This is a genomic window from Staphylococcus equorum, from assembly GCF_029024965.1.
Classification (GTDB): Bacteria; Bacillota; Bacilli; order Staphylococcales; family Staphylococcaceae; genus Staphylococcus; species Staphylococcus equorum.
The window spans coordinates 547634-567613 of record NZ_CP118982.1 but is presented as its reverse complement, the minus strand read 5'-3'; the positions used below and the strand labels follow the sequence as shown (position 1 = coordinate 567613).

Annotated in this window: 18 protein-coding genes; 15 read left to right on the top strand and 3 right to left on the bottom strand. The window is 34.4% G+C overall.

Features of this window, described 5'->3' with window-relative positions; genetic code table 11:
* Positions 1 to 12: 12 nt before the first annotated feature.
* Positions 13 to 795 carry a CPBP family intramembrane glutamic endopeptidase gene (locus PYW44_RS02505; RefSeq protein ID WP_021338553.1) on the bottom strand — a complete coding sequence of 261 codons (783 nt, stop codon included), beginning with the start codon at positions 793 to 795 and terminating at the stop codon, positions 13 to 15.
* Between the two features lie 190 nt (positions 796 to 985).
* On the opposite strand from PYW44_RS02505, the gene PYW44_RS02500 reads away from it, so the two are divergent.
* Complete coding sequence (locus tag PYW44_RS02500) at positions 986 to 2572, top strand: FMN-binding glutamate synthase family protein (RefSeq protein ID WP_021338554.1); 1587 nt, start codon at positions 986 to 988, stop codon at positions 2570 to 2572.
* Between the two features lie 63 nt (positions 2573 to 2635).
* Here the strand turns inward: PYW44_RS02500 and PYW44_RS02495 are convergent, their stop codons facing one another.
* Complete coding sequence (locus tag PYW44_RS02495; protein WP_002506743.1) at positions 2636 to 3154, bottom strand: thioredoxin domain-containing protein; 519 nt, start codon at positions 3152 to 3154, stop codon at positions 2636 to 2638.
* A 208-nt stretch (positions 3155 to 3362) separates the two neighbouring features.
* On the opposite strand from PYW44_RS02495, the gene PYW44_RS02490 reads away from it, so the two are divergent.
* The 4 genes from PYW44_RS02490 (at position 3363) to PYW44_RS02475 (ending at position 10245) form a co-directional block, all read left to right on the top strand.
* Positions 3363 to 4439 (top strand): M42 family metallopeptidase, encoded by a 1077-nt coding sequence (locus PYW44_RS02490; RefSeq protein ID WP_021338555.1) that lies wholly within the window; start codon positions 3363 to 3365, stop codon positions 4437 to 4439.
* A gap of 285 nt (positions 4440 to 4724) precedes the next feature.
* Complete coding sequence (locus PYW44_RS02485) at positions 4725 to 6263, top strand: AbgT family transporter (RefSeq protein WP_002511516.1); 1539 nt, start codon at positions 4725 to 4727, stop codon at positions 6261 to 6263.
* A gap of 219 nt (positions 6264 to 6482) precedes the next feature.
* Positions 6483 to 8012, top strand: coding sequence for an exopolyphosphatase (gene ppx, locus PYW44_RS02480; RefSeq protein WP_031265855.1), 1530 nt, complete (start codon positions 6483 to 6485; stop codon positions 8010 to 8012).
* A 67-nt stretch (positions 8013 to 8079) separates the two neighbouring features.
* Positions 8080 to 10245, top strand: coding sequence for an RNA degradosome polyphosphate kinase (locus tag PYW44_RS02475; protein ID WP_021338557.1), 2166 nt, complete (start codon positions 8080 to 8082; stop codon positions 10243 to 10245).
* A 99-nt stretch (positions 10246 to 10344) separates the two neighbouring features.
* Here PYW44_RS02475 and PYW44_RS02470 read toward each other — a convergent pair whose 3' ends face one another.
* Positions 10345 to 11208: a hypothetical protein gene (locus tag PYW44_RS02470; RefSeq protein ID WP_069801973.1), complete on the bottom strand. Its 864-nt coding sequence runs from the start codon at positions 11206 to 11208 to the stop codon at positions 10345 to 10347.
* Positions 11209 to 11360: 152 nt separating this feature from the next.
* Between PYW44_RS02470 and PYW44_RS02465 the strand changes: the two genes are divergently transcribed.
* The 10 genes from PYW44_RS02465 to hisIE all read left to right on the top strand — a co-directional run bounded on the left by PYW44_RS02465 (position 11361) and on the right by hisIE (position 19847).
* Positions 11361 to 12662, top strand: coding sequence for a D-serine ammonia-lyase (locus tag PYW44_RS02465; protein ID WP_069801975.1), 1302 nt, complete (start codon positions 11361 to 11363; stop codon positions 12660 to 12662).
* A gap of 272 nt (positions 12663 to 12934) precedes the next feature.
* Positions 12935 to 13750, top strand: coding sequence for an ATP phosphoribosyltransferase regulatory subunit (locus PYW44_RS02460; protein WP_002506735.1), 816 nt, complete (start codon positions 12935 to 12937; stop codon positions 13748 to 13750).
* Between the two features lie 20 nt (positions 13751 to 13770).
* On the top strand, positions 13771 to 14388 hold the full coding sequence (gene hisG, locus PYW44_RS02455; protein ID WP_069801976.1) for an ATP phosphoribosyltransferase: 618 nt from the start codon (positions 13771 to 13773) through the stop codon (positions 14386 to 14388).
* Entirely contained in the window at positions 14378 to 15640 is a 1263-nt protein-coding gene (gene hisD, locus PYW44_RS02450; RefSeq protein ID WP_370444994.1) for a histidinol dehydrogenase, read from the top strand. The genes hisG and hisD overlap by 11 nt, the downstream gene beginning before the upstream one ends.
* The gene (locus PYW44_RS02445) at positions 15633 to 16637 is read left to right on the top strand and encodes a pyridoxal phosphate-dependent aminotransferase (protein ID WP_069802353.1); all 1005 of its coding nucleotides are present in this window, start codon (positions 15633 to 15635) and stop codon (positions 16635 to 16637) included. The genes hisD and PYW44_RS02445 overlap by 8 nt, the downstream gene beginning before the upstream one ends.
* Complete coding sequence (gene hisB / locus PYW44_RS02440; RefSeq protein ID WP_021338562.1) at positions 16615 to 17193, top strand: imidazoleglycerol-phosphate dehydratase HisB; 579 nt, start codon at positions 16615 to 16617, stop codon at positions 17191 to 17193. The genes PYW44_RS02445 and hisB overlap by 23 nt, the downstream gene beginning before the upstream one ends.
* Complete coding sequence (hisH, locus tag PYW44_RS02435; protein ID WP_069802355.1) at positions 17190 to 17765, top strand: imidazole glycerol phosphate synthase subunit HisH; 576 nt, start codon at positions 17190 to 17192, stop codon at positions 17763 to 17765. Before hisB ends, hisH begins: the two co-directional genes overlap by 4 nt.
* Positions 17762 to 18466, top strand: a complete 705-nt coding sequence (hisA, locus tag PYW44_RS02430) for a 1-(5-phosphoribosyl)-5-((5-phosphoribosylamino)methylideneamino)imidazole-4-carboxamide isomerase (protein WP_002511518.1) — start codon at positions 17762 to 17764, stop codon at positions 18464 to 18466. The genes hisH and hisA overlap by 4 nt, the downstream gene beginning before the upstream one ends.
* A complete protein-coding gene (hisF, locus tag PYW44_RS02425) occupies positions 18463 to 19221 on the top strand; it encodes an imidazole glycerol phosphate synthase subunit HisF (RefSeq protein WP_069802359.1) in 759 nt (252 codons plus the stop codon). Before hisA ends, hisF begins: the two co-directional genes overlap by 4 nt.
* Positions 19218 to 19847 (top strand): bifunctional phosphoribosyl-AMP cyclohydrolase/phosphoribosyl-ATP diphosphatase HisIE, encoded by a 630-nt coding sequence (gene hisIE, locus PYW44_RS02420; RefSeq protein ID WP_046465950.1) that lies wholly within the window; start codon positions 19218 to 19220, stop codon positions 19845 to 19847. Before hisF ends, hisIE begins: the two co-directional genes overlap by 4 nt.
* Positions 19848 to 19980: the final 133 nt, after the last annotated feature.

Below are 19980 nucleotides of genomic sequence, written 5' to 3'. Positions count from 1 at the left end.
ATTTACTTATTTTTATTTCATAAAAACAATAGCTATGAATGAAATTAAATTATTTACAGCATGCAACGTTATAGCCAGCGCTAAATTCATACCACTCTTTAAATAAACAAAAGCAATCGCCAGGGCAATAATAATATAGGAGCCTATCTCAAATGGAGATGTGGCACCAATCACATGAACACCTGCAAACAATACAATTGAAAGGACTGTAGCAAAACCATATGTAATTTTTTTACCTAGTTCATGGATGATTAAATGCCTAAATAATAGTTCTTCAATAATAGGCGTTAAAATCACAATATCAATAAATAAAAATGGTAACATCCTGTTATCAGCGAACATTTCCTCTAAGAATATTTGATTTTGTGTTTCATTATATTGTAATGACTTAGGCAAAAATTCCATTAACCAAGCGTATGTTGAATTTAAAATTAAAATTAATAGATATGCAGCCATAATCATCAATAGATATCGAGGTACTTTTTTAAACCTATCCATTGCAATCGATAGCATTTTATCTTTTTTATGCATTGCATAAAAGCTATATAGAATGATTATTTCTGCAATGACTGCGCTCATGATTAATATATTTTCATCAGTAACAAACGATTCATTTTTTATATCAATAATAGAATATATTCCATATATTAAAACAAAGAAAATAATAGGAACTATATTATTAGCAACAATATATAGAGGGAATAGCCAAAAATCTCTTTTTACAATCTTGTCATTGTTCCATATGTTTTTTTCATTGTGTTCTTTTTTTATCTCATGAGTTGACTGTTTAGCCATATGACACCTTCCTTATCGTTGTATACAATGAATATACCATGATTTAAATTACTTATATACATTTTATAATATATTTATTCGTCAGCTATTCCCAGCTCTAGTATATTGGTCAGCCCTACTTTATAGTAGGTATCATATTGTAAAATGCGCATTTTGTTGTAGTATATATGTAAATGGGGAGGGATGTTACATGGCAATTTTGACAATATTACAATTCATCGTAAATATCATCATAGTGCTAATTTTATTAAGTGTATTAATTATTGGGGGATTTTTACTATTTAAAGATAAGCATCAAAAGCAACATAGTGTATTACGTAATTACCCATTACTTGCACGTGTTCGCTATTTTGGAGAAAAAATTGGTCCTGAACTCCGTCAATATTTATTTTTAGCGGATACGAAAGGTAAACCATTTTCCAGAAATGATTTTACTAACATCGTATTAGCTGGAAAATATAATTCTAGAATGACGAGTTTTGGTACACAAGAAGATTATAAAGATGGCTTTTATATACAAAATACAATGTTTCCTTTACAAACATCAGAATTACACATTGATCAGTCACCTATGATTTCTTCTTTTATCTATGAAATTGATAATGAACGTCTGTTCAATCGTGATGAACATAAAATTCAAACTGAACTTAATCCTTACTATATATCAGAAGAAAATCGTGTCACTTTAGGTGCAGAACTTAAGCACCCATTCAAACCTAAGCGCTTAGTTGGTCAATCTGGTATGAGCTATGGTGCATTAGGTAGTAATGCAATCAATGCATTGTCTCAAGGACTTGGTCAAGCAGGTACTTGGATGAATACGGGCGAAGGTGGATTATCAGAACACCATCTTTCTGGAGATGTGGATCTCATCTTTCAAATTGGACCGGGATTATTCGGAGTACGTGATAAAGCAGGCGTATTTGATATAGATGCTTTTCTCGAGTTAGCACATAGAGATAAGATTAGAGCCTTTGAAATAAAACTCGCACAAGGTGCCAAAACACGTGGTGGGCATATGCAAGGTAATAAAGTAACTGAAGAAATTGCAAATATACGTAAGGTTGAACCATGGAAAACAATTAATTCGCCTAACCGCTTTGATAGCATTAACAGTCCAGAATCTTTACTTAATTGGGTAACTCAGCTCAAGCAACAAGCTCAAAAACCGGTTGGCTTTAAAATTGTTGTAAGCAAAGTTTCAGAAGTAGAAAAACTTGTACAAACTATGGTTGAGACAAATCAATATCCTAGCTTCATCACCGTTGATGGGGGTGAGGGCGGTACTGGTGCAACCTTCCAAGAATTGCAAGATGGTGTTGGTTTACCTTTATTTACGGCTTTGCCTATTGTAACTTCAATGCTTGAAAAGCATGGCATACGTGACCGTGTTAAAATCTTCGCATCTGGAAAGCTTATCACGCCAGATAAAATCGCAATTGCTTTAGCACTTGGCGCAGACTTAGTGAACGTGGCACGTGGCATGATGATTAGTGTCGGCTGTATCATGAGTCAACAATGTCACATGAATACTTGTCCAGTAGGCGTAGCTACTACGGATCCTAAACTCGAAAGAGGACTAATTGTCGATGAGAAAAAATATCGTGTCACTAATTTTGTAACAAGTTTACACGAAGGATTATTTAATATAGCTGCTGCAGTCGGTGTGGAGTCACCTACAAAAATATCTAAAGACCACCTCATTATTAAAAATAAAGATGGCGGTGTTCAATCAATACGCGATTATAAACTGAAATTAATTGATCAACATCGATGACATAAATAGAGCTCTATTACTTAAAAGTAATTAAACTGCTTTTCAAAGTAATAGAGCTTTTTATTATTTATTTGCTTCATTTATTTGTTGCGTTAGTTTTGTTTCTATAGTGCTTTGCTCATCTTCTAATGGATTGAACTCAAATTTCTTATCATTTATAAATACTGTTGGTATGCCTTTAATTCCTCGACTAACCGCTTCTTCAGTAATCGCTATAGAGCGTTCATCAGCTTCTTTCTGAGGTGATAAGTTAAACTGTTTCTGCATTTTCTCTTCTATAGTAGCAAAATCAACTGTCCATTCTTTTTGAGTATCATACAATTTACGTATAATTTCTAGTGTTTCGTCAGTATTTTGATAATCTAAATGAATATTTGCAACCGTACCTTTTAATAATCCATTCTTCGTTTTATCAAAGTGCTTAATTACATGTTGTACTTTACCTTGATCTATCAGTGGTTTTAATGATTGATCTGCGGCTTTAAAATAATTTTTACAATATGGACAAGCCAAATTTATAAATGATTCCACTTTAACAGGCGCATTTGGTGACCCTAATGTAAGATGTTTAACTTCTGTCATATAAAATCCCTCCACTTTGTCTATATTTATATTGAAACATGCTTATTCTTTTTATGCACACTTTTAGTCTGAGTAATTTAATAGGAATTTTATTTTTCAAACCAATTAGCGACGTTCCTCACTACTTATTCTCCCTCATAGTCAAAATGCTATGTAATTGCATAATTCATGTTAAAATAAAGTTATCAATTTTAATGGGAGGCATTATATGAACAATTCAGTGAAGTTATTAAAATCACTAACAGATGTTGATGGTATTGCAGGCCACGAAATGGCAGTTAAATCTTTAATGCACGAATATTTAACACAAGTAAGCGATGAAATCATAGAAGATAATCTAGGCGGGGTTTTTGGTAAAAAGACTGCTACTACAAGTAATAAAACATTAATGGTTGCTGGTCACTTAGATGAAATCGGCTTTATGGTGACTAAAATAGATAAAGACGGCTTCCTAAAATTCACCCCTATTGGTGGCTGGTGGAATCAAGTCATGCTCTCTCAAAAAGTAACAGTAACTACAGATGATGGTAAAAAAATCAGAGGTATTATCGGTTCTAAACCGCCACATGTATTGTCACCGGAAGAACGTAAAAAAAATGTTGATATGAAAGAAATGTTTATTGATATTGGCGTTAAAAGCAAAAAAGAAGCACAACAATTCGGTATCGAATTAGGCAATATGATAACACCATATAGTGAATTCGAAGCATTAGCGAATAACAAATATTTAACTGCAAAAGCTTTTGATAACCGTTATGGTTGTGCCCTTGCAGTGGATGTATTACAAAACCTTAAGAATGAGACTATTGACATCAATCTTGTCTCAGGTGCCAATGTTCAAGAAGAAGTTGGTCTTCGCGGAGCTAAAGTAGCAGCTAACAAAATCAAACCTGACTTAGCTATAGCTGTAGACGTTGCTGTCGCATATGATACACCAGGAATGTCTGGTCAAGTAAGTGATACAGCAATTGGTAATGGTCCTGTCGTTATTTTAATGGATGGATCTAATATCGGTCATGTTGGATTTATGAAGCATATTAAAGCAGTGGCTAAAAAACATAATATTACGATTCAATTAGACACTACTGCTGGCGGTGGCACTGATGCCGGAAGTATTCATGTAGCGAATGAAGGGACACCAACTGTTGCTATTGGGGTCGCATTACGTTACATGCATTCCAATGTTTCTGTGTTACACACAGATGATTACAAAAATTCAGTAGCCTTAGTTACAGAAATTATTAAATCTCTTAATGACGATGTGGTTGACCAAATCATTTGGTAATCTAGGAGTTAACTGAGATACAGTATTCAAATGTAAAGTTAAAACAAACATAGTACGGATTCAAATATACTAGCTATACGGATAAGGGAGCGGGACAGAAATCAAATTTGATTTTCTATCCCCTCCTTTTTTATACTTTTTAAACGAATTTTTAAACAAACACACGAACGTTCATATATGTTATATATATTTAAACTTTGAAAATTATAAAGTTTTCAGAATATTTATTCTATTTTTATTCTTAATTTGTTATACTACCGATAACTTATTAGGGAGGTCGTTATGATGATTTCGAATACTAAAGGTAAGCCAACGCTAATAAATAGATTTTTGAATATTGTAGAAAAAGTTGGAAACAGATTACCCGATCCTAGCATTTTATTTTTCTTAATGTGTGTAGGACTCGCAATACTTACTTGGGTTGTATCATTATTTCAGATTTCCGTAAAACATCCGGGCACAGGCGATACGATTGCAATCAAAAGTATTTTAAGTAAAGATGGACTGTCGATGATTCTGAATGACGCCATAAAAAACTTTTCAGAATTTCCAGCATTAGGTCTTGTTCTTGCAGTCATGCTTGGTATTGGGGTAGCAGAAAAAACAGGTTACTTCGATAAATTAATGATTCAAGTTGTACATAAAGCACCAAAGAATTTCATTGTGCCAGTCATTATTATTATAGGTATTATAGGCAATGCTGCGGGTGATGCAGCGCCGATTGTGTTACCACCATTAGCAGCGATGGTCTTTATTAAATTGGGCTACCACCCTATTGCGGGTTTAGCAATGGCTTACGCGTCTGCACTTGGAGGATTCTCTGCAAATGTCATGATTGGTATGTCAGACGCATTACTTTATGCATTTACAAAACCAGCTACAAGCATTGTTTCTGATAGTGTGCATGTCAACGTAGCAATGAACTGGTACTTTATTGCAGCAAGTGTGCTCGTCTTATTGCCTTCCGTATATTGGGTTACTATGCGTTTTGTCATTCCTAGATTAGGTAAATATGATGATTCTAATTCAGCTATTCAAGCAGATGATTCTAATTCAAAGCTCACACCTCAAGAAAACCGTGCCGTGTTTTGGGCAAATATCAGTTTTTTTGTATTAATTGTATTGCTTATCATTTTAGCTATACCGCAACACAGTTTTCTGAGGAATGCCAACACAGGTAGTTTATTGAATGATGCACCTATCATTAACGGTGTCGGTCTAATTATTTTAGTATTATTTTTAGTTCCTGGTTTAGTGTATGGCATTATGGTAAAAGAATTTAAAAATTCTAAAGACCTAGGAAAAATGTTAGCTGATTCAATGTCATCTATGGGTTCATTTATCGTCATTGTGTTTTTTGCAGCGCAGTTACTTGCCTTTTTAGAATGGAGTAACCTGGGCATTATCGTTGCTGTTAAAGGCGCTTCAATACTTCAAGGTCAGAATGGCGTTGTACTTATCCTAGGTATTATCTTATTAAGTGCACTGATTAATTTATTAATTGGTAGTGCATCTGCCAAATGGGGTATTTTAGCACCTATTTTTATCCCAATGCTTATCATTGTAGGTTTCCATCCAGCATTGACTCAAATGTTGTATAGAATTGGTGATTCTATTAGTAATCCAATAACGCCTATGATGCCCTACTTACCATTGCTATTATCTTATGCACAAAAATATGATAATGATATGAAATTAGGTTCATTATTATCTAGTCTAATGCCCTATACAATTATATTAAGTATCGTGTGGCCATTATTCATGATTGCTTGGTATCTATTAGGTTGGCCGCTTGGTCCAGGTAGCCCCTTACATGTAAAATAAATTATTAAAAAAGAGACAGACAAGAAGGAAATATTTCCGTGTCTGTCTCTTTACTTTCAATTATATTAACCTCTGAAATAATCATCGTGTAGTTATACTTTTATTAAGTAATATTAAATATTTTAGAACACATTTTTTTCTAATTGTTGTAATATAAAAGTAAGAAAAGGGTAAATAAAGTACAAGTAAAGTAAAATAACCTCATTTACTTAGGAGGAAATTATGGAACGTATAGGATTAATAGATATTGGTTCAAATACCATTCGACTCGTTATTTTTGAATTTGATCATAAAACAGGATTAAATGAAATATTAAATATCAAAACACCTGCAAGATTAAGCCAATATTTAACTGAAGATTTGGCTATGACGGATGACGGTATTGAAGTATTAACTAAAGCATTGCGCAGTTTTAAAAAGGTTGCTGACAAGTTTAATATAGATGAATTGCATCCGGTAGCAACCGCAGCCATTAGACAATCTACCAACCAAGAGCAGATTATTAAACATATCAAAGAAGCACTTAAAATCAATATTAAAATTATTTCAGAGCAAGAAGAAGCATTTTATGGTTTTTATGCTATCACACATACTACTGATGTTAATGACGGCGTGTCTGTCGATATTGGTGGTGGTTCTACAGAAGTCACACTCTTTAAAGATAAAAAACTAATAGAATCACATAGTTTTCCATTTGGTGTTGTTACATTATCCCATCGCTTCTTTGAGGGCAAAAACCATAATGATAAATCAGCAGTCAAAAACATGGAAAAGTTTTTAACTAAACAATTTGAACAACTTTCTTGGTTAAAAAATCAAGAAATCACCTTAGTTGGTATCGGGGGTTCCGCACGTAATGTCGCACGCATTCATCAATCTGAGCACTCATACCCTATTGGTGGCGTTCACAACTATGCAATGACTGAAGAAAATATTGATGAAGTGTACTCAATCATTAAAAAAAGTTCATATGACGATTTAAAAGATATAGATGGTCTAAGTAGAGATCGTGTAGACATTATCCTGCCCGCTGTAGCTGTCTTCAAGTCATTATTTAATAGAATTAATGCGAATCAATTCACATTTTCTCGCAAAGGGCTACGTGAAGGTTATGCGATGAAATTAATTTCTGAACGTCACCCTGAAGAATTTAAAAAAGAGAATATTCGTAAAGATGCTCTATACCATTTAGCTAACGAATATCGCATTGAGGAAACAAGTGCTAAACAACGTGTGAAGCTAGCACAAACATTATTAGAACAATTAATAGGCTTTAAAAAATTAGAAGTAACTCAAAAAGAATACGAACTATTTGCTGAAGGGTCTTATTTGTACTACTTAGGAAGATTTATTGATGCTGATTCAAGCTCACCGCACACCTATTATATTATCGCGAATTCAATGATTGATGGTTTTCCCCATGAAGATAGAGTGAAGCTCGCTTTACTTGCTAGTTTTAAAAATAAGTCATTATTAAAATTCTTTAGTCATGAAACCAAATGGTTGCGTGGCAAAGAATTGGATAACATCCAATCTCTAGGGGGCATTATCAAATTTGTCAATGCACTTAATGTGTCTCATACGAGTTCTGTAGAGCAAGTAGAATTACAACAAAATGATGATGGTTACACTTTATTTGTATACTACAACGGTGAGCCTATCGCTGAAGAATATCAATCCTTGAGGCAGAAAAAGCATATTGAAAAAATCTTAAAAGATGACCTATCTATCATCTTTACAAAATCTTAAAATTTATATGATAAGTTATACGTAGCAAAATACAATATTCAGACTACAACGAGGTGTAATTAGAGTTATGCATAGAAATTTGGGAGCAAAAGATTTGAACTTACCACAATACTACAATAATAGAGAACTCAGTTGGTTAGATTTTAACTATCGCGTATTACAAGAAGCCAATGATAAAAACAATCCATTGCTTGAGCAACTTAATTTTGTTTCGATATTTAGTTCGAATTTAGATGAGTTCTTTATGGTCCGCGTAGCTGGTTTACAAGACCAAGTCAAAATGGGTTATGACAAACCCGAAAATAAAGCCCAATTAACACCAAAACAACAACTTAATCAAATCAATATCAAAAATAAACAAAATGTCGACTTACAATATAAGCGTTATAATGAATTGGTAGAAGATTTACGTCAACATAAAGTTGAAATTGTTCAACCGGATGAATTACCTGAATCGTTATTATCTCAATTAGAAACAGAATTCAAAACTGGTATCTTACCAACATTAACTCCATTAGGGATAGATGCTTATCACCCTTTCCCAAAATTAAATAATAAAAGCCTGAATATCTTTGTTGATATAGATACTGAAGATGCGATTAATTCTGCAATTGTCCAAATACCTTCTTTAATACCTAGGTTTTATTCATTAAATAAAGGCGATACGCAATTCATTATTATGGTAGAGGACATCATTACGCATTTTATTAATGAATTATTTAGCGGATATGAAGTACTAAACACTTTTACGTTTAGAATTACTAGAAATGCTGATTTAACTATACATGAAGACGGTGCGGAAGACCTTCTCATTGAAATTGAAAGGTTTTTAAAGGAACGTAAACGTGGTACTGCTGTACGCTTAGAAGTGGATGGACGATTCGCCACGCATGAAGACATTGTGTGGATTATGAACCAAGTAGAAGTACATGATGATGAGGTTTATTTTGTAGACGGTCCGTTAGATTTAACGATGCTGTCTAACTTAGTTGATCACTTATCTAATAAATTGAAGCACTTAAAATACAAAAAGTATGTGCCACAGACACCACAGTCTTTAGGTAACCATAATGTGTTTGATTTATCCTTGAAAAAAGATATATTCTTCCATCACCCTTTCGAATCGTTTGAACCCATTGTCGACTTCATACGTGAAGCCGCTGAAGATCCAGATACAATTGCTATTAAACAAACGCTTTATCGTGTCAGTAAAGATTCCCCTATTATTAATAGCTTGAAAACCGCTGCTGAGAATGGGAAACAAGTTACTGTCCTTGTTGAGTTAAAAGCACGTTTTGATGAAGAAAATAATGTGCATTGGGCAAGAATGTTAGAAGACGCTGGCTGTCACGTTATATATGGTATGACTCATTTAAAAACGCATAGTAAAATTGCGCTTGTAGTCAAACGTATCAATAATAAACTCACTTCCTTTATTCATCTAGGCACTGGAAACTATAATGATAAAACCGCTAAATTATATACGGACATGGGGCTAATTACTACAAACGATGCAATTGCTGAAGACGCACTAAACTTTTTCAATTATCTTAGTGGTTATTCAGTCAAACCTGTTTATAATAAACTTATTGTTGCACCATTTGATATTAGAGATGTCTTCTTAGCTCGTATAGACAATGAAATTCAAACACATCATGAACATGGTAACGGCAAGATTATAATGAAGATGAACTCTTTAACAGATAAAGATATTATTCTTAAATTATTTGAAGCCTCTTGTGCTGGTGTTAAAGTTCAACTTATTATTCGTGGTATTTGCTGTCTGAAACCAGGTATCCCGGGTATTAGTGAAAATATAGAAGTCGTAAGTATCGTGGGGCGCTTTTTAGAACATTCACGTATTTACTATTTCCACAATAATGGAGATGAAAAAATCTACTTATCTTCTGCAGATGCCATGACACGTAACATGATTAAGCGTGTAGAAATCTTATTTCCTGTTGAAGACAAAGCCATTGCCAAACGTTTATTAGATTATATGAACCTTCAGTTATCTGATAATCAAAAAGGACGTTTTCAAGATTCACATGGACGTTATCATTACATTGAAAATAACTTGTCACCATTAAACTCTCAAGCTTATTTAATGAAGGAAGCAGTGAATTATGGTCAACAACTTCAAGATGAAGTATCGCAACCACAACCTCATGTTGTATCAGCCAATTCACCTCAAGGTTGGTTCTCTAAAATACGTCGCACTTTCAAAAAATAATCCATTACATTAAATATAGCGCTGAATGCTCCGTTTAAAAGTGAGCATCCAGCGCTATTTATTATGTTTTTGTTATACAATAGCGCTTGCCATTATATATTAATAATGCTTCCATACATAATTATAAAGTTTAGACATCACCCACTTGTGTATCGGAGCTTGTGAAACTAAATATACTAGCCAAGGTAATGCGGGTTCATAATGATTTAAACCAATCACGCATCTATAACTCGATGCTGATGTTCTAAATTCGAGCATTCCATCTTTTCCTCCATTGCTACTTACTAGTAAACCGTCTGTTACTTTTAAAATAAAATTGGTTGGTGAGCTGTATGCTTTTTCCATTTTTATTAATGGATATGGTAAAAACTTCAAGCTAATTTCAAAGCGTTTCTCTGTTTGCTTAATTCTAATCCATCCTAAACTACATTCTTTTAAATATTGTTCATACATGTCAACAAGTTGTATGGCATTGATTTCTTTTGTAAGTAACATATGTTGAAATGAATAGACTTTTTTATATTTATCTTGCATTTGTCTCGAACATTTACCTATTCTATTTATAACTTTAGAAACTGACATATCAATTACTTTGACGTTTTGCGAATTAAATATATTTTTAAAATGATTGTTATACTTTTTTTCCACGTTCAATATGTGGAGCTTCTTGTCACTACATGAAGGTAAGGCGTGTAATATATTTTCAATAGCCCACATATGCATACTATGCGAATGTCCTTGTAAATATCCATTGGGAAGTGCTGCTTTATTCGTTATATATATAATATGATGCATTTGTTTTAAAGTACGTTGCAATTCATAAGTTTGGAATACATTTGTTGCCACAAAAACGCTATTCAAATGTACAATATTATTATTTGTATAAACTTCATGATGGTTTTGTAATTTCTTAATTAATTGTTTACCAAAATAACAATTCGCACCAAATATAAACACTTTCATTATTATCGCTCCTATTGACACTCTAGTTGATAATTGATTTGATATTTTTTAAAACGACCCATCAAATGATATCATTCGTATCATTCGCATTTTAACACACTATTTTTGCTATAATTAATAAATGAAAGATTTCGTATTATAGGAGGATTTTTATGCTTGAATTAGAAAAATTAAAACAAAATTTCCCTTTAATTAATGATATGCAACAATATAAACCTATCTTTTGGGAAAACCCCAAGTTTCATCAAGTTGAAGCGCTCCCTTTTTCAATAGAAGATATCGAAGACGCAGCATTACGTCTCGAACGATTTAGTAGTTATATACGCAAAGTATTTCCTGAAACGGAGAAAGATCACGGATTAATTGAATCACCATTGAAGCCCATCCCCTTTATGCACAACCACCTTTCTCAAACAGAACAACATGGAGCTAACGGGAAGTTATGGTTGAAATGCGATAGCCATCTTGCTATCTCAGGTTCTATCAAAGCTCGAGGTGGTATTTATGAAGTTCTTAAGCTGGCTGAAACGATAGCAATGAAACATGGTAGTCTCGAATGGACAGATGATTATCGTATTCTAGATGAACCACATTATAAAGAATTATTCAGTAAATATAATGTTTCAGTTGGCTCAACTGGCAACTTAGGTTTAAGCATAGGTATCATGAGTGCCAAACTTGGTTTCAGCGTTACTGTACATATGTCTAGTGATGCTCGTCAATGGAAAAAAGATTTATTACGTGCTCGTGGTGTAGAGGTTGTAGAACATCAATCTGACTACCAATTTGCTGTTGCTGAGGGTAGAAAAAGTGCAGAACATGATGCATCTTGTCACTTTGTTGATGATGAAGGTTCTGCTGATTTATTCTTAGGTTATACTGTAGCTGCATTACGCCTAAGAACACAATTAGATAGTCAAAATATTCAAGTAGATGCTGACCACCCACTTTTCGTCTATTTACCATGTGGCGTTGGTGGTGGCCCTGGTGGTGTTGCTTTTGGATTGAAAAAAGTCTTTGGTGAACACGTTTATTGTATTTTTGCCGAACCGACACATGCACCTTGTATGTTACTAGGAATGATGACGCAATTGCACGATGAGATTTCAGTGACTGATATTGGATTAGACGGACGTACTGATGCAGATGGGCTTGCTGTATCACGCCCTTCCCGTTTAGTCGGTCAAATAATGAACACACTTTTATATGGCGCATTTACAGTTGATGATAAACAAATGTATCGCTACTTATATATGTTAAGTGAGAAAGAAGATATCTTTATCGAACCATCTGCCGCTTCAGGTTTTGCTGGCCTTACTGAAGCTACAAAACACGCTAAAAATAAAGGAATTCATATAGAAAATGCCAACCATATCGTGTGGGCTACTGGTGGAAATATGGTGCCAAAAGACGAAATGATGAAATATGTGACTTACGGTCACAGTTTAACTTAGTATGTTGAATTGTCAGTAGTTGGCTCATCTTTAGTCAGCCTATCTGGGAGTGAGACAGAAATCTAATTTCAATTTTTGATTTCTGTCTCGCTCTTTTTTAATCATTTTCTCCCACTTCTTTAATAAGAAACTTTTAGTTATCTAAGTTAAATCAAATATCTATTTTCAGAATATTTATTGAATTTAAAAAATAACTATGTTAAAGTATTCTTTATCAATCCACTTTAGTTCGGTAGAGTAACAAAGTAAAAAAGACAAAGGATGGTCATATTATGAATACAACGACACTTATTAACAACAAAGAATTTGAATTAGCCTTTTTAAAACATTTTCAGCAAGCTGAATTCAAACTCGTAGATTTCAGTTTTATCGAATCACTGTCATGGCAAACCCTTACAACAGACGATTTGCAACAAATGACTGAGCGCAGTTTCTGGCAACATGACCATCATATCTTTGCATTACGCAATGATTTTACCGATCAATTATTACGTTATTACAGTAATTATCCACCACAATATCAAAGTGTTGCCTACACTGGCCCTATTGTTCGTGATAATGAAGTTTATACTCAACTAGGTATCGAACATTACAATCCAACAATTACAGACATGCAAAACGACTTCATCACCTTTTATGACTACATCAAAACAACATTAAATGATGATATTGATTTTGTGATTTTAGGACATTATCAACTGATAGATTTACTTTTATCGCCTAAAGAACAAACCGAAGATGTATTGAAACTCATACAGGAACGTAATATTTCAGAACTTACATCTCAATTAGGTATAGCGCATCCCGTTGTTCAACTACTCACTACCAAGACCACAGAACAACTTGATTTATTAAGTCAGCTATTTCCACATGATCATCGAACAATACAGGCATTACGCCGATGGGAACAATGGTTTAAATCTCAAGATATTACTAATATTCACTTAGATATCACGCCACAACCACCACGTTCTTATTACAAAGGTGCCTTTATGAGATGTCATCTTAAAAATAATAAATCACAACAACTTACAGGTGGTTTTTACAAAGGTGAATTAGAAGGCTTTGGACTTGGTTTTATACTTTAATTAAAAAGGGAGAGAACATCATGCTTACTGTAGCTTTAGCGAAAGGAAGATTACTAAAAAGCTTCATTGCTTATTTGAATGAAGTAAATGAACAAGAACTTGTACGCGCATTGGAACAGAGAGAGCGTCAGTTACTCATCTCTGTAGGAGAAATCCAATTTGTTTTAGTTAAAGGGAGCGATGTACCTATTTATGTCGAACAGGGCGTTGCAGATGTAGGCATCGTAGGTAGTGACATTTTAGAAGAAGGTAATTACACAATCAATAATTTACTTGATTTGCCTTTTGGTGCTTGTCACTTTGCATTAGCAGCTAAACCAGATACAACAACTTTTACGAAGGTAGCTACCTCTTATACTAAAACAGCTAGAAAATATTTTGAAGCTCAAGGATTAGACGTAGAATTAGTAAAACTATCTGGTTCTATCGAATTGGCATGTTTAGTCGATATGGTCGATGGTATTGTAGATATCGTCCAAACAGGTACCACTTTAAAATCGAATGGCCTAGTTGAAAAAGATACAATTAAAAACATTAATGCCAAATTAATTACAAATAAACAATCTTATTTTAAAAAATCAGCCGAAATAGACGATTTTATACAAATATTGGAGGTGTCTCTCATTGATTATAAATAAAGCTACATTTTTAAAGGACTATTTAAATCAATCCGCATTAAATGAAGGGTTATATCCTCTAGTTAAGGATATTTGTGACAATGTAAAGCTTCAAGGTGACCAAGCTTTAAAAGCTTATAACCAACAACTTGATCACGTAGAGACATCAGAACTTGAAATTCCTTATGAAGCTTTAGAAACGGCTTATAATCGCATTGACGATACATTACGTGATGCGCTTCAGCAAAGTCACTCACGTATCAAAACTTATCAAACTTCTATTAAATCTACAGCACAACAAGGTTCAAATGAATGTTATGAAATGTATCATCCATTAGAACGTGTCGGTGTATATGTACCGGGCGGTAAAGCAAGCTACCCTTCTACTGTGTTAATGACTGTCACATTAGCTAAGGTAGCTGGCGTTAAAAATATTTTTGTTGTCACACCACCGCAAGCCCAAGGACTACCTGATATTGTTTTAGCAGCTTGCTATATTGCAGGTGTTGATAGAGTATTCCAGGTTGGTGGCGCACAAAGTATCGCAGCGCTTGCTTATGGTACAGAAACAATTCCAAAAGTAGATAAAATTGTAGGTCCCGGCAATCAGTATGTTGCCTACGCAAAAAAATACCTCTTCGGTCAAGTAGGTATTGATCAAATTGCTGGTCCAAGTGAAATCGCCTTAATCATAGATGAGACGGCTGATTTAGATGCTGTAACTTACGATGTATTTGCTCAAGCAGAACATGATGAACTTGCGAGAACGTTTGTGATTAGTGAAAATAAAGCGTTATTACAACAACTCGAACAACGCATCCAACAAACTTTAAGCCAAATAGAACGTCAGCCTATCGTTGAAGCAAGCTTAACAAACAATCATTTTTTAATTTCAGTAGATAATTTTAATGAAGCATGTGATTTAATGAATCAAATCGCCCCAGAACACGCATCAATTCAAACAGCTTCACCACGCGATTATCTAAATCATGTGCGTTATGTGGGCGCACTATTCTTAGGACATTATTCTCCAGAAGTTATCGGTGATTATGTAGCGGGACCGAGTCATGTCTTACCGACCAATCAAACTGCGAGATTTACCAATGGTCTATCCGTTAATGACTTTTTAACACGTCATTCTGTGATTGATTTATCTGAATCTACATTTGAAAAAATTGAAGGTTCTGCACGTAAGCTCGCTCATACAGAACAACTTTTTAACCATGAACAATCTATAGAAATCAGATCACCAAAGGAGCCACGTAATGATTAGAATCAACAAAAATGAAAGTCCACTTCGTCCATTATCTGATTCACAATTGGCAACAATTATTCAAGAAGCAACATTTAATTTCTATCCAGATGACGAGTATGAATGTTTTAAAGCAGCTTACGCAAATTATTATAATCTTTCAGCTGAGCAAATTATTGCAGGTAATGGTTCTGATGAATTAATTCAAAAATTAATGCTGATTATGCCAGAAGGCCCAGCACTTACATTGAACCCAGATTTTTTCATGTATCAAGCCTATGCTTATCAAGTTGATCGCCCAATTGAATTTGTAAATGCTGAACCAGATTTATCATTCGATTTGGAACGTATTTTGCAACGTATAGATGAAGTTCAGCCAGCGTTCTTTATCATGAGTAATCCGCACAATCCGTCAGGCAAGCAATATAGCCTGACGTTCTTAAAAGCAATTGGAGATAAAATGAAAACATTAGGTGGTTATTTCATCATAGATGAGGCTTATTTAGATTTTGGTAATACTTACCAAATAGAAATGCAGCCCCACATTTTACAAATGCGTACACTTTCAAAAGCATTTGGCATCGCTGGCTTAAGATTAGGCATGCTTATTAGTACGCCCGAAACAATACAAGAAATTAAAAGGATTGAACACCCTTACCCATTAAACACAATTACATTGCATATTGCTTTATATATGTTTGAACATACAGAAATGCTGAACAATTTTATAAATCATCAAAGACAACTTGCTATAAAATTACGCAATATGTTTGATGACTTAGTATCAGATATCATGGTCGTATTTCCTTCCTCGACGAACTTTGTTTTAACAAAAGGAACTGCAGCACAAAGTTTGGGCGCATTTATTAAAGCGCACGGTTTCCTACCTAGAGTCTATGACGAAAACGAAATGGCTGATTATGTTCGTTATTCTATAGCTACAGATGAACAGTTAGATGAATTAGCAGCAATCATTAAAAATTGGAGGTCTCAATATGATTTATCAAAAAACACGTAACACTGCCGAAACACAATTAAGTATTTCACTTGCAGATGATCAACGTACAAGCAAAATTGATACGGGTGTGGGTTTTCTAGATCATATGCTTACCCTCTTTACTTTTCACAGCAAATTGTCAATTACAGTAGAAGCGAATGGTGATACGGAAGTCGATGATCACCATGTGACTGAAGATATTGGTATCGTACTTGGTCAATTATTATTAGAATTAGTTAAAGAACGCAAAAGCTTTCAACGCTATGGCGTAAGTTATATTCCTATGGATGAAACACTTGCACGCTCAGTTGTAGATATCAGCGGCCGTCCGTATTTATCATTTAATGCAGACTTTAGTAAAGAAAAAGTAGGTACTTTTGATACGGAACTTGTAGATGAATTCTTTCGTGCATTAGTGATTAATGCACGATTAACAACACATATCGATTTATTACGTGGCGGTAATACGCACCATGAGATTGAAGGCATATTCAAATCATTTGCACGTGCACTAAAAGAAGCTTTAGCAAGTAACGATTCAGAAGGCATTCCCTCTTCTAAGGGTGTGATTGAATGATTGCTATCATAGACTACGGTCTAGGAAATATTAAAAATGTACAACGTGCAGTCGAACATTTAGGCTATAAAACGATACTAACAGATAAGCAAAGTGAAATAGAAGGTGCAGATATCATCATATTACCTGGTGTGGGTCATTTTAAAGACGCAATGCAAGCGATACAAACACGTGGCTTAGCATCAGTGCTACAGTCAATTACAGATAAACCGATTATAGGTATCTGTCTTGGTATGCAACTCTTATACGATTGGAGTGCAGAAGGAAATGTCGAAGGTTTAAAACTTTTCCCGGGAAATATTGTTCCAATCGAAACACACTATCCTGTACCTCATTTAGGCTGGAATAATTTAATTAGCAACCACCCTCAATTGGCACAAGATGTATATTTCGTACATTCATATCAAGCTGAAATGTCTGAACATGTCGTTGCTTTCGCTGAATACGGTGATCCAATTCCAGCAATTGTTCAATATAAACACTATATCGGCATTCAATTTCACCCAGAAAAAAGTGGAGCCGATGGATTAACAATACTCAACCAAGCATTGAAAGGCGGTTTCTTATTATGATTAAACTCTGGCCAGCAATTGATTTAATCAATGCTACAAGTGTACGACTAACTGAAGGTAAATATGATTCAGAAGAAAAAATGCCACGTAGCGCTGAAGAAAGCATCAAATTTTATAACCAGTTTAAGTGTGTTGATCGTATTCACATTGTCGATTTAATCGGCGCAAAACAACAATCATCTATTGAAAGAAATTATATAAAAGAGTTACGACAACTTACTGACAAATCAATGGAAGTTGGTGGCGGTATTAGAAGTATCGACACAATAGAAGCCTATTTCAATGACGGTATTGATTATTGTATTGTAGGTACCAAAGGGATTCAGGATTTAGCATGGTTAGAGCAAATGGCAAATCAGTATCCAAATCGTATATACATTTCTGTTGATGCTTATCGTCGTGATGTAAAAATCAATGGTTGGGAACAAGACGCTCAACTAGATTTATTTGATTTAGTTAACGAAATTGAACGCTTCCCACTTGGTGGTATTATTTATACAGATATTTCTAAAGATGGTCGATTGGAAGGACCTAACTTTGAAATAACAGGACAATTAGTAGCAGCGTCTGATAAACAAATTATCGCTTCAGGTGGTATACGAAACCAACAAGACTTAACACAGTTAGAATCACTAGGCGTCTATGCTGCAATCGTCGGTAAAGCAGCGCACAATGCTGATTTTTGGGAGGGATTATCATGATTAAAAAGAGAATTATCCCCTGTTTAGATGTAAAAGATGGTCGCGTAGTTAAAGGGATTCAATTTAAAGGGTTACGCGATATTGGTAATCCAGTAGACTATGCGCTTTATTACAATGACCAAGGTGCAGATGAACTCGTCTTTTTAGATATTTCTCGAACTGAAGCTGGTCACGATCTCGTACTTGATGTCATTGAGGAAACTGCCGGAAAATTATTTATTCCACTTACGGTTGGCGGCGGTATTGCTACTTTAGATGATATATCACAACTACTTAATCATGGTGCAGACAAAGTTTCACTGAATTCAAGCGCACTTAAAAATCCAGAGTTCATTAAACAAGCAAGTGAAAAATTTGGAAGTCAGTGCATTTGTATCGCTATTGATAGCAATTATGATGACGAACTGAAAGACTACTATTGCTATACTCACGGTGGTAAACAACGTACTGATAAACGTGTATATGATTGGGTCCAAGAAGTAGAAGCATTAGGCGCAGGTGAACTACTCATCACAAGCATGACTCACGATGGTATGAAACAAGGCTTTGATGTGAAACATTTACATGATATTGAACAACTTGTAAATATTCCTGTCATCGCTTCAGGTGGTGGCGGAAAACCAGATCACTTTGTTGATTTATTTAAACAAACAGATGTCTCTGCAGGCCTCGCAGCAAGTATATTACACGATAAAGAAACCACTGTAGATGAAATAAAACAAACAATGGCACAAGGAGGTATTCCCATTAGATGACACAACAACCTGATTTTAGTAAAGGACTCTTACCAGCAATTTTGCAAGATGTTGATACAAAACAAGTGCTCATGCTTGGCTATATGAACGAAGCAGCATATAACAAAACATTAGCAGATGGCATTGTTTGCTTCTATTCTCGCTCTAAAGAACGTTTGTGGACCAAAGGCGAGTCTTCTGGCCACACGCAAGTAGTTAAAAACATTCATTTAGACTGCGATCAAGATACACTACTCATCGATGTTGTGCCAAATGGTCCAACTTGTCATACTGGGAGCCAAAGTTGCTTTAATACCGACGTTCCTTTTAATATCCAACAATTAGAACAAACTGTAACTTCAAGTGCACAATCTAATAAAGAGAACTCATATACACAATATTTGTTAAATGAAGGTCTTGAAAAAATCACCAAAAAATTTGGAGAAGAATCATTTGAAGTTGTTATTGGCGCGATGAAGTCTGACCGTAATGAAGTGACAAATGAAACTGCAGATTTAATGTATCATCTATTCGTATTATTACATGCTTTAGATATTAAATTTGAAGACATCGAAGCTGTGTTAGCACAACGTCATCAGACCTCAAATAACTTCAAAGGCGAACGTAATGATATAGACAATTGGTAAAATTAACAATTGCTTTACTACGATGTGAATCCTTTTTAATTTTGCTAACATAGCAAGATGATTGCTATCAGTCGATTTTAAATCATAAAAAAGAGAGCGAAAATCAAAATTTGATTTCCGCTCTCTTTTACTT

Bases quoted from the DNA above. Each gene is read 5' to 3' on its own strand.
- PYW44_RS02505 (WP_021338553.1), bottom strand. From the start codon at position 795: ATGGCTAAACAGTCAACTCATGAGATAAAAAAAGAACACAATGAAAAA.
- PYW44_RS02500 (WP_021338554.1), top strand. From the start codon at position 986: ATGGCAATTTTGACAATATTACAATTCATCGTAAATATCATCATAGTG.
- PYW44_RS02495 (WP_002506743.1), bottom strand. From the start codon at position 3,154: ATGACAGAAGTTAAACATCTTACATTAGGGTCACCAAATGCGCCTGTT.
- PYW44_RS02490 (WP_021338555.1), top strand. From the start codon at position 3,363: ATGAACAATTCAGTGAAGTTATTAAAATCACTAACAGATGTTGATGGT.
- PYW44_RS02485 (WP_002511516.1), top strand. From the start codon at position 4,725: ATGATTTCGAATACTAAAGGTAAGCCAACGCTAATAAATAGATTTTTG.
- PYW44_RS02475 (WP_021338557.1), top strand. From the start codon at position 8,080: ATGCATAGAAATTTGGGAGCAAAAGATTTGAACTTACCACAATACTAC.
- PYW44_RS02470 (WP_069801973.1), bottom strand. From the start codon at position 11,208: ATGAAAGTGTTTATATTTGGTGCGAATTGTTATTTTGGTAAACAATTA.
- PYW44_RS02465 (WP_069801975.1), top strand. From the start codon at position 11,361: ATGCTTGAATTAGAAAAATTAAAACAAAATTTCCCTTTAATTAATGAT.
- PYW44_RS02460 (WP_002506735.1), top strand. From the start codon at position 12,935: ATGAATACAACGACACTTATTAACAACAAAGAATTTGAATTAGCCTTT.
- hisG (WP_069801976.1), top strand. From the start codon at position 13,771: ATGCTTACTGTAGCTTTAGCGAAAGGAAGATTACTAAAAAGCTTCATT.
- PYW44_RS02445 (WP_069802353.1), top strand. From the start codon at position 15,633: ATGATTAGAATCAACAAAAATGAAAGTCCACTTCGTCCATTATCTGAT.
- hisB (WP_021338562.1), top strand. From the start codon at position 16,615: ATGATTTATCAAAAAACACGTAACACTGCCGAAACACAATTAAGTATT.
- hisH (WP_069802355.1), top strand. From the start codon at position 17,190: ATGATTGCTATCATAGACTACGGTCTAGGAAATATTAAAAATGTACAA.
- hisA (WP_002511518.1), top strand. From the start codon at position 17,762: ATGATTAAACTCTGGCCAGCAATTGATTTAATCAATGCTACAAGTGTA.
- hisF (WP_069802359.1), top strand. From the start codon at position 18,463: ATGATTAAAAAGAGAATTATCCCCTGTTTAGATGTAAAAGATGGTCGC.
- hisIE (WP_046465950.1), top strand. From the start codon at position 19,218: ATGACACAACAACCTGATTTTAGTAAAGGACTCTTACCAGCAATTTTG.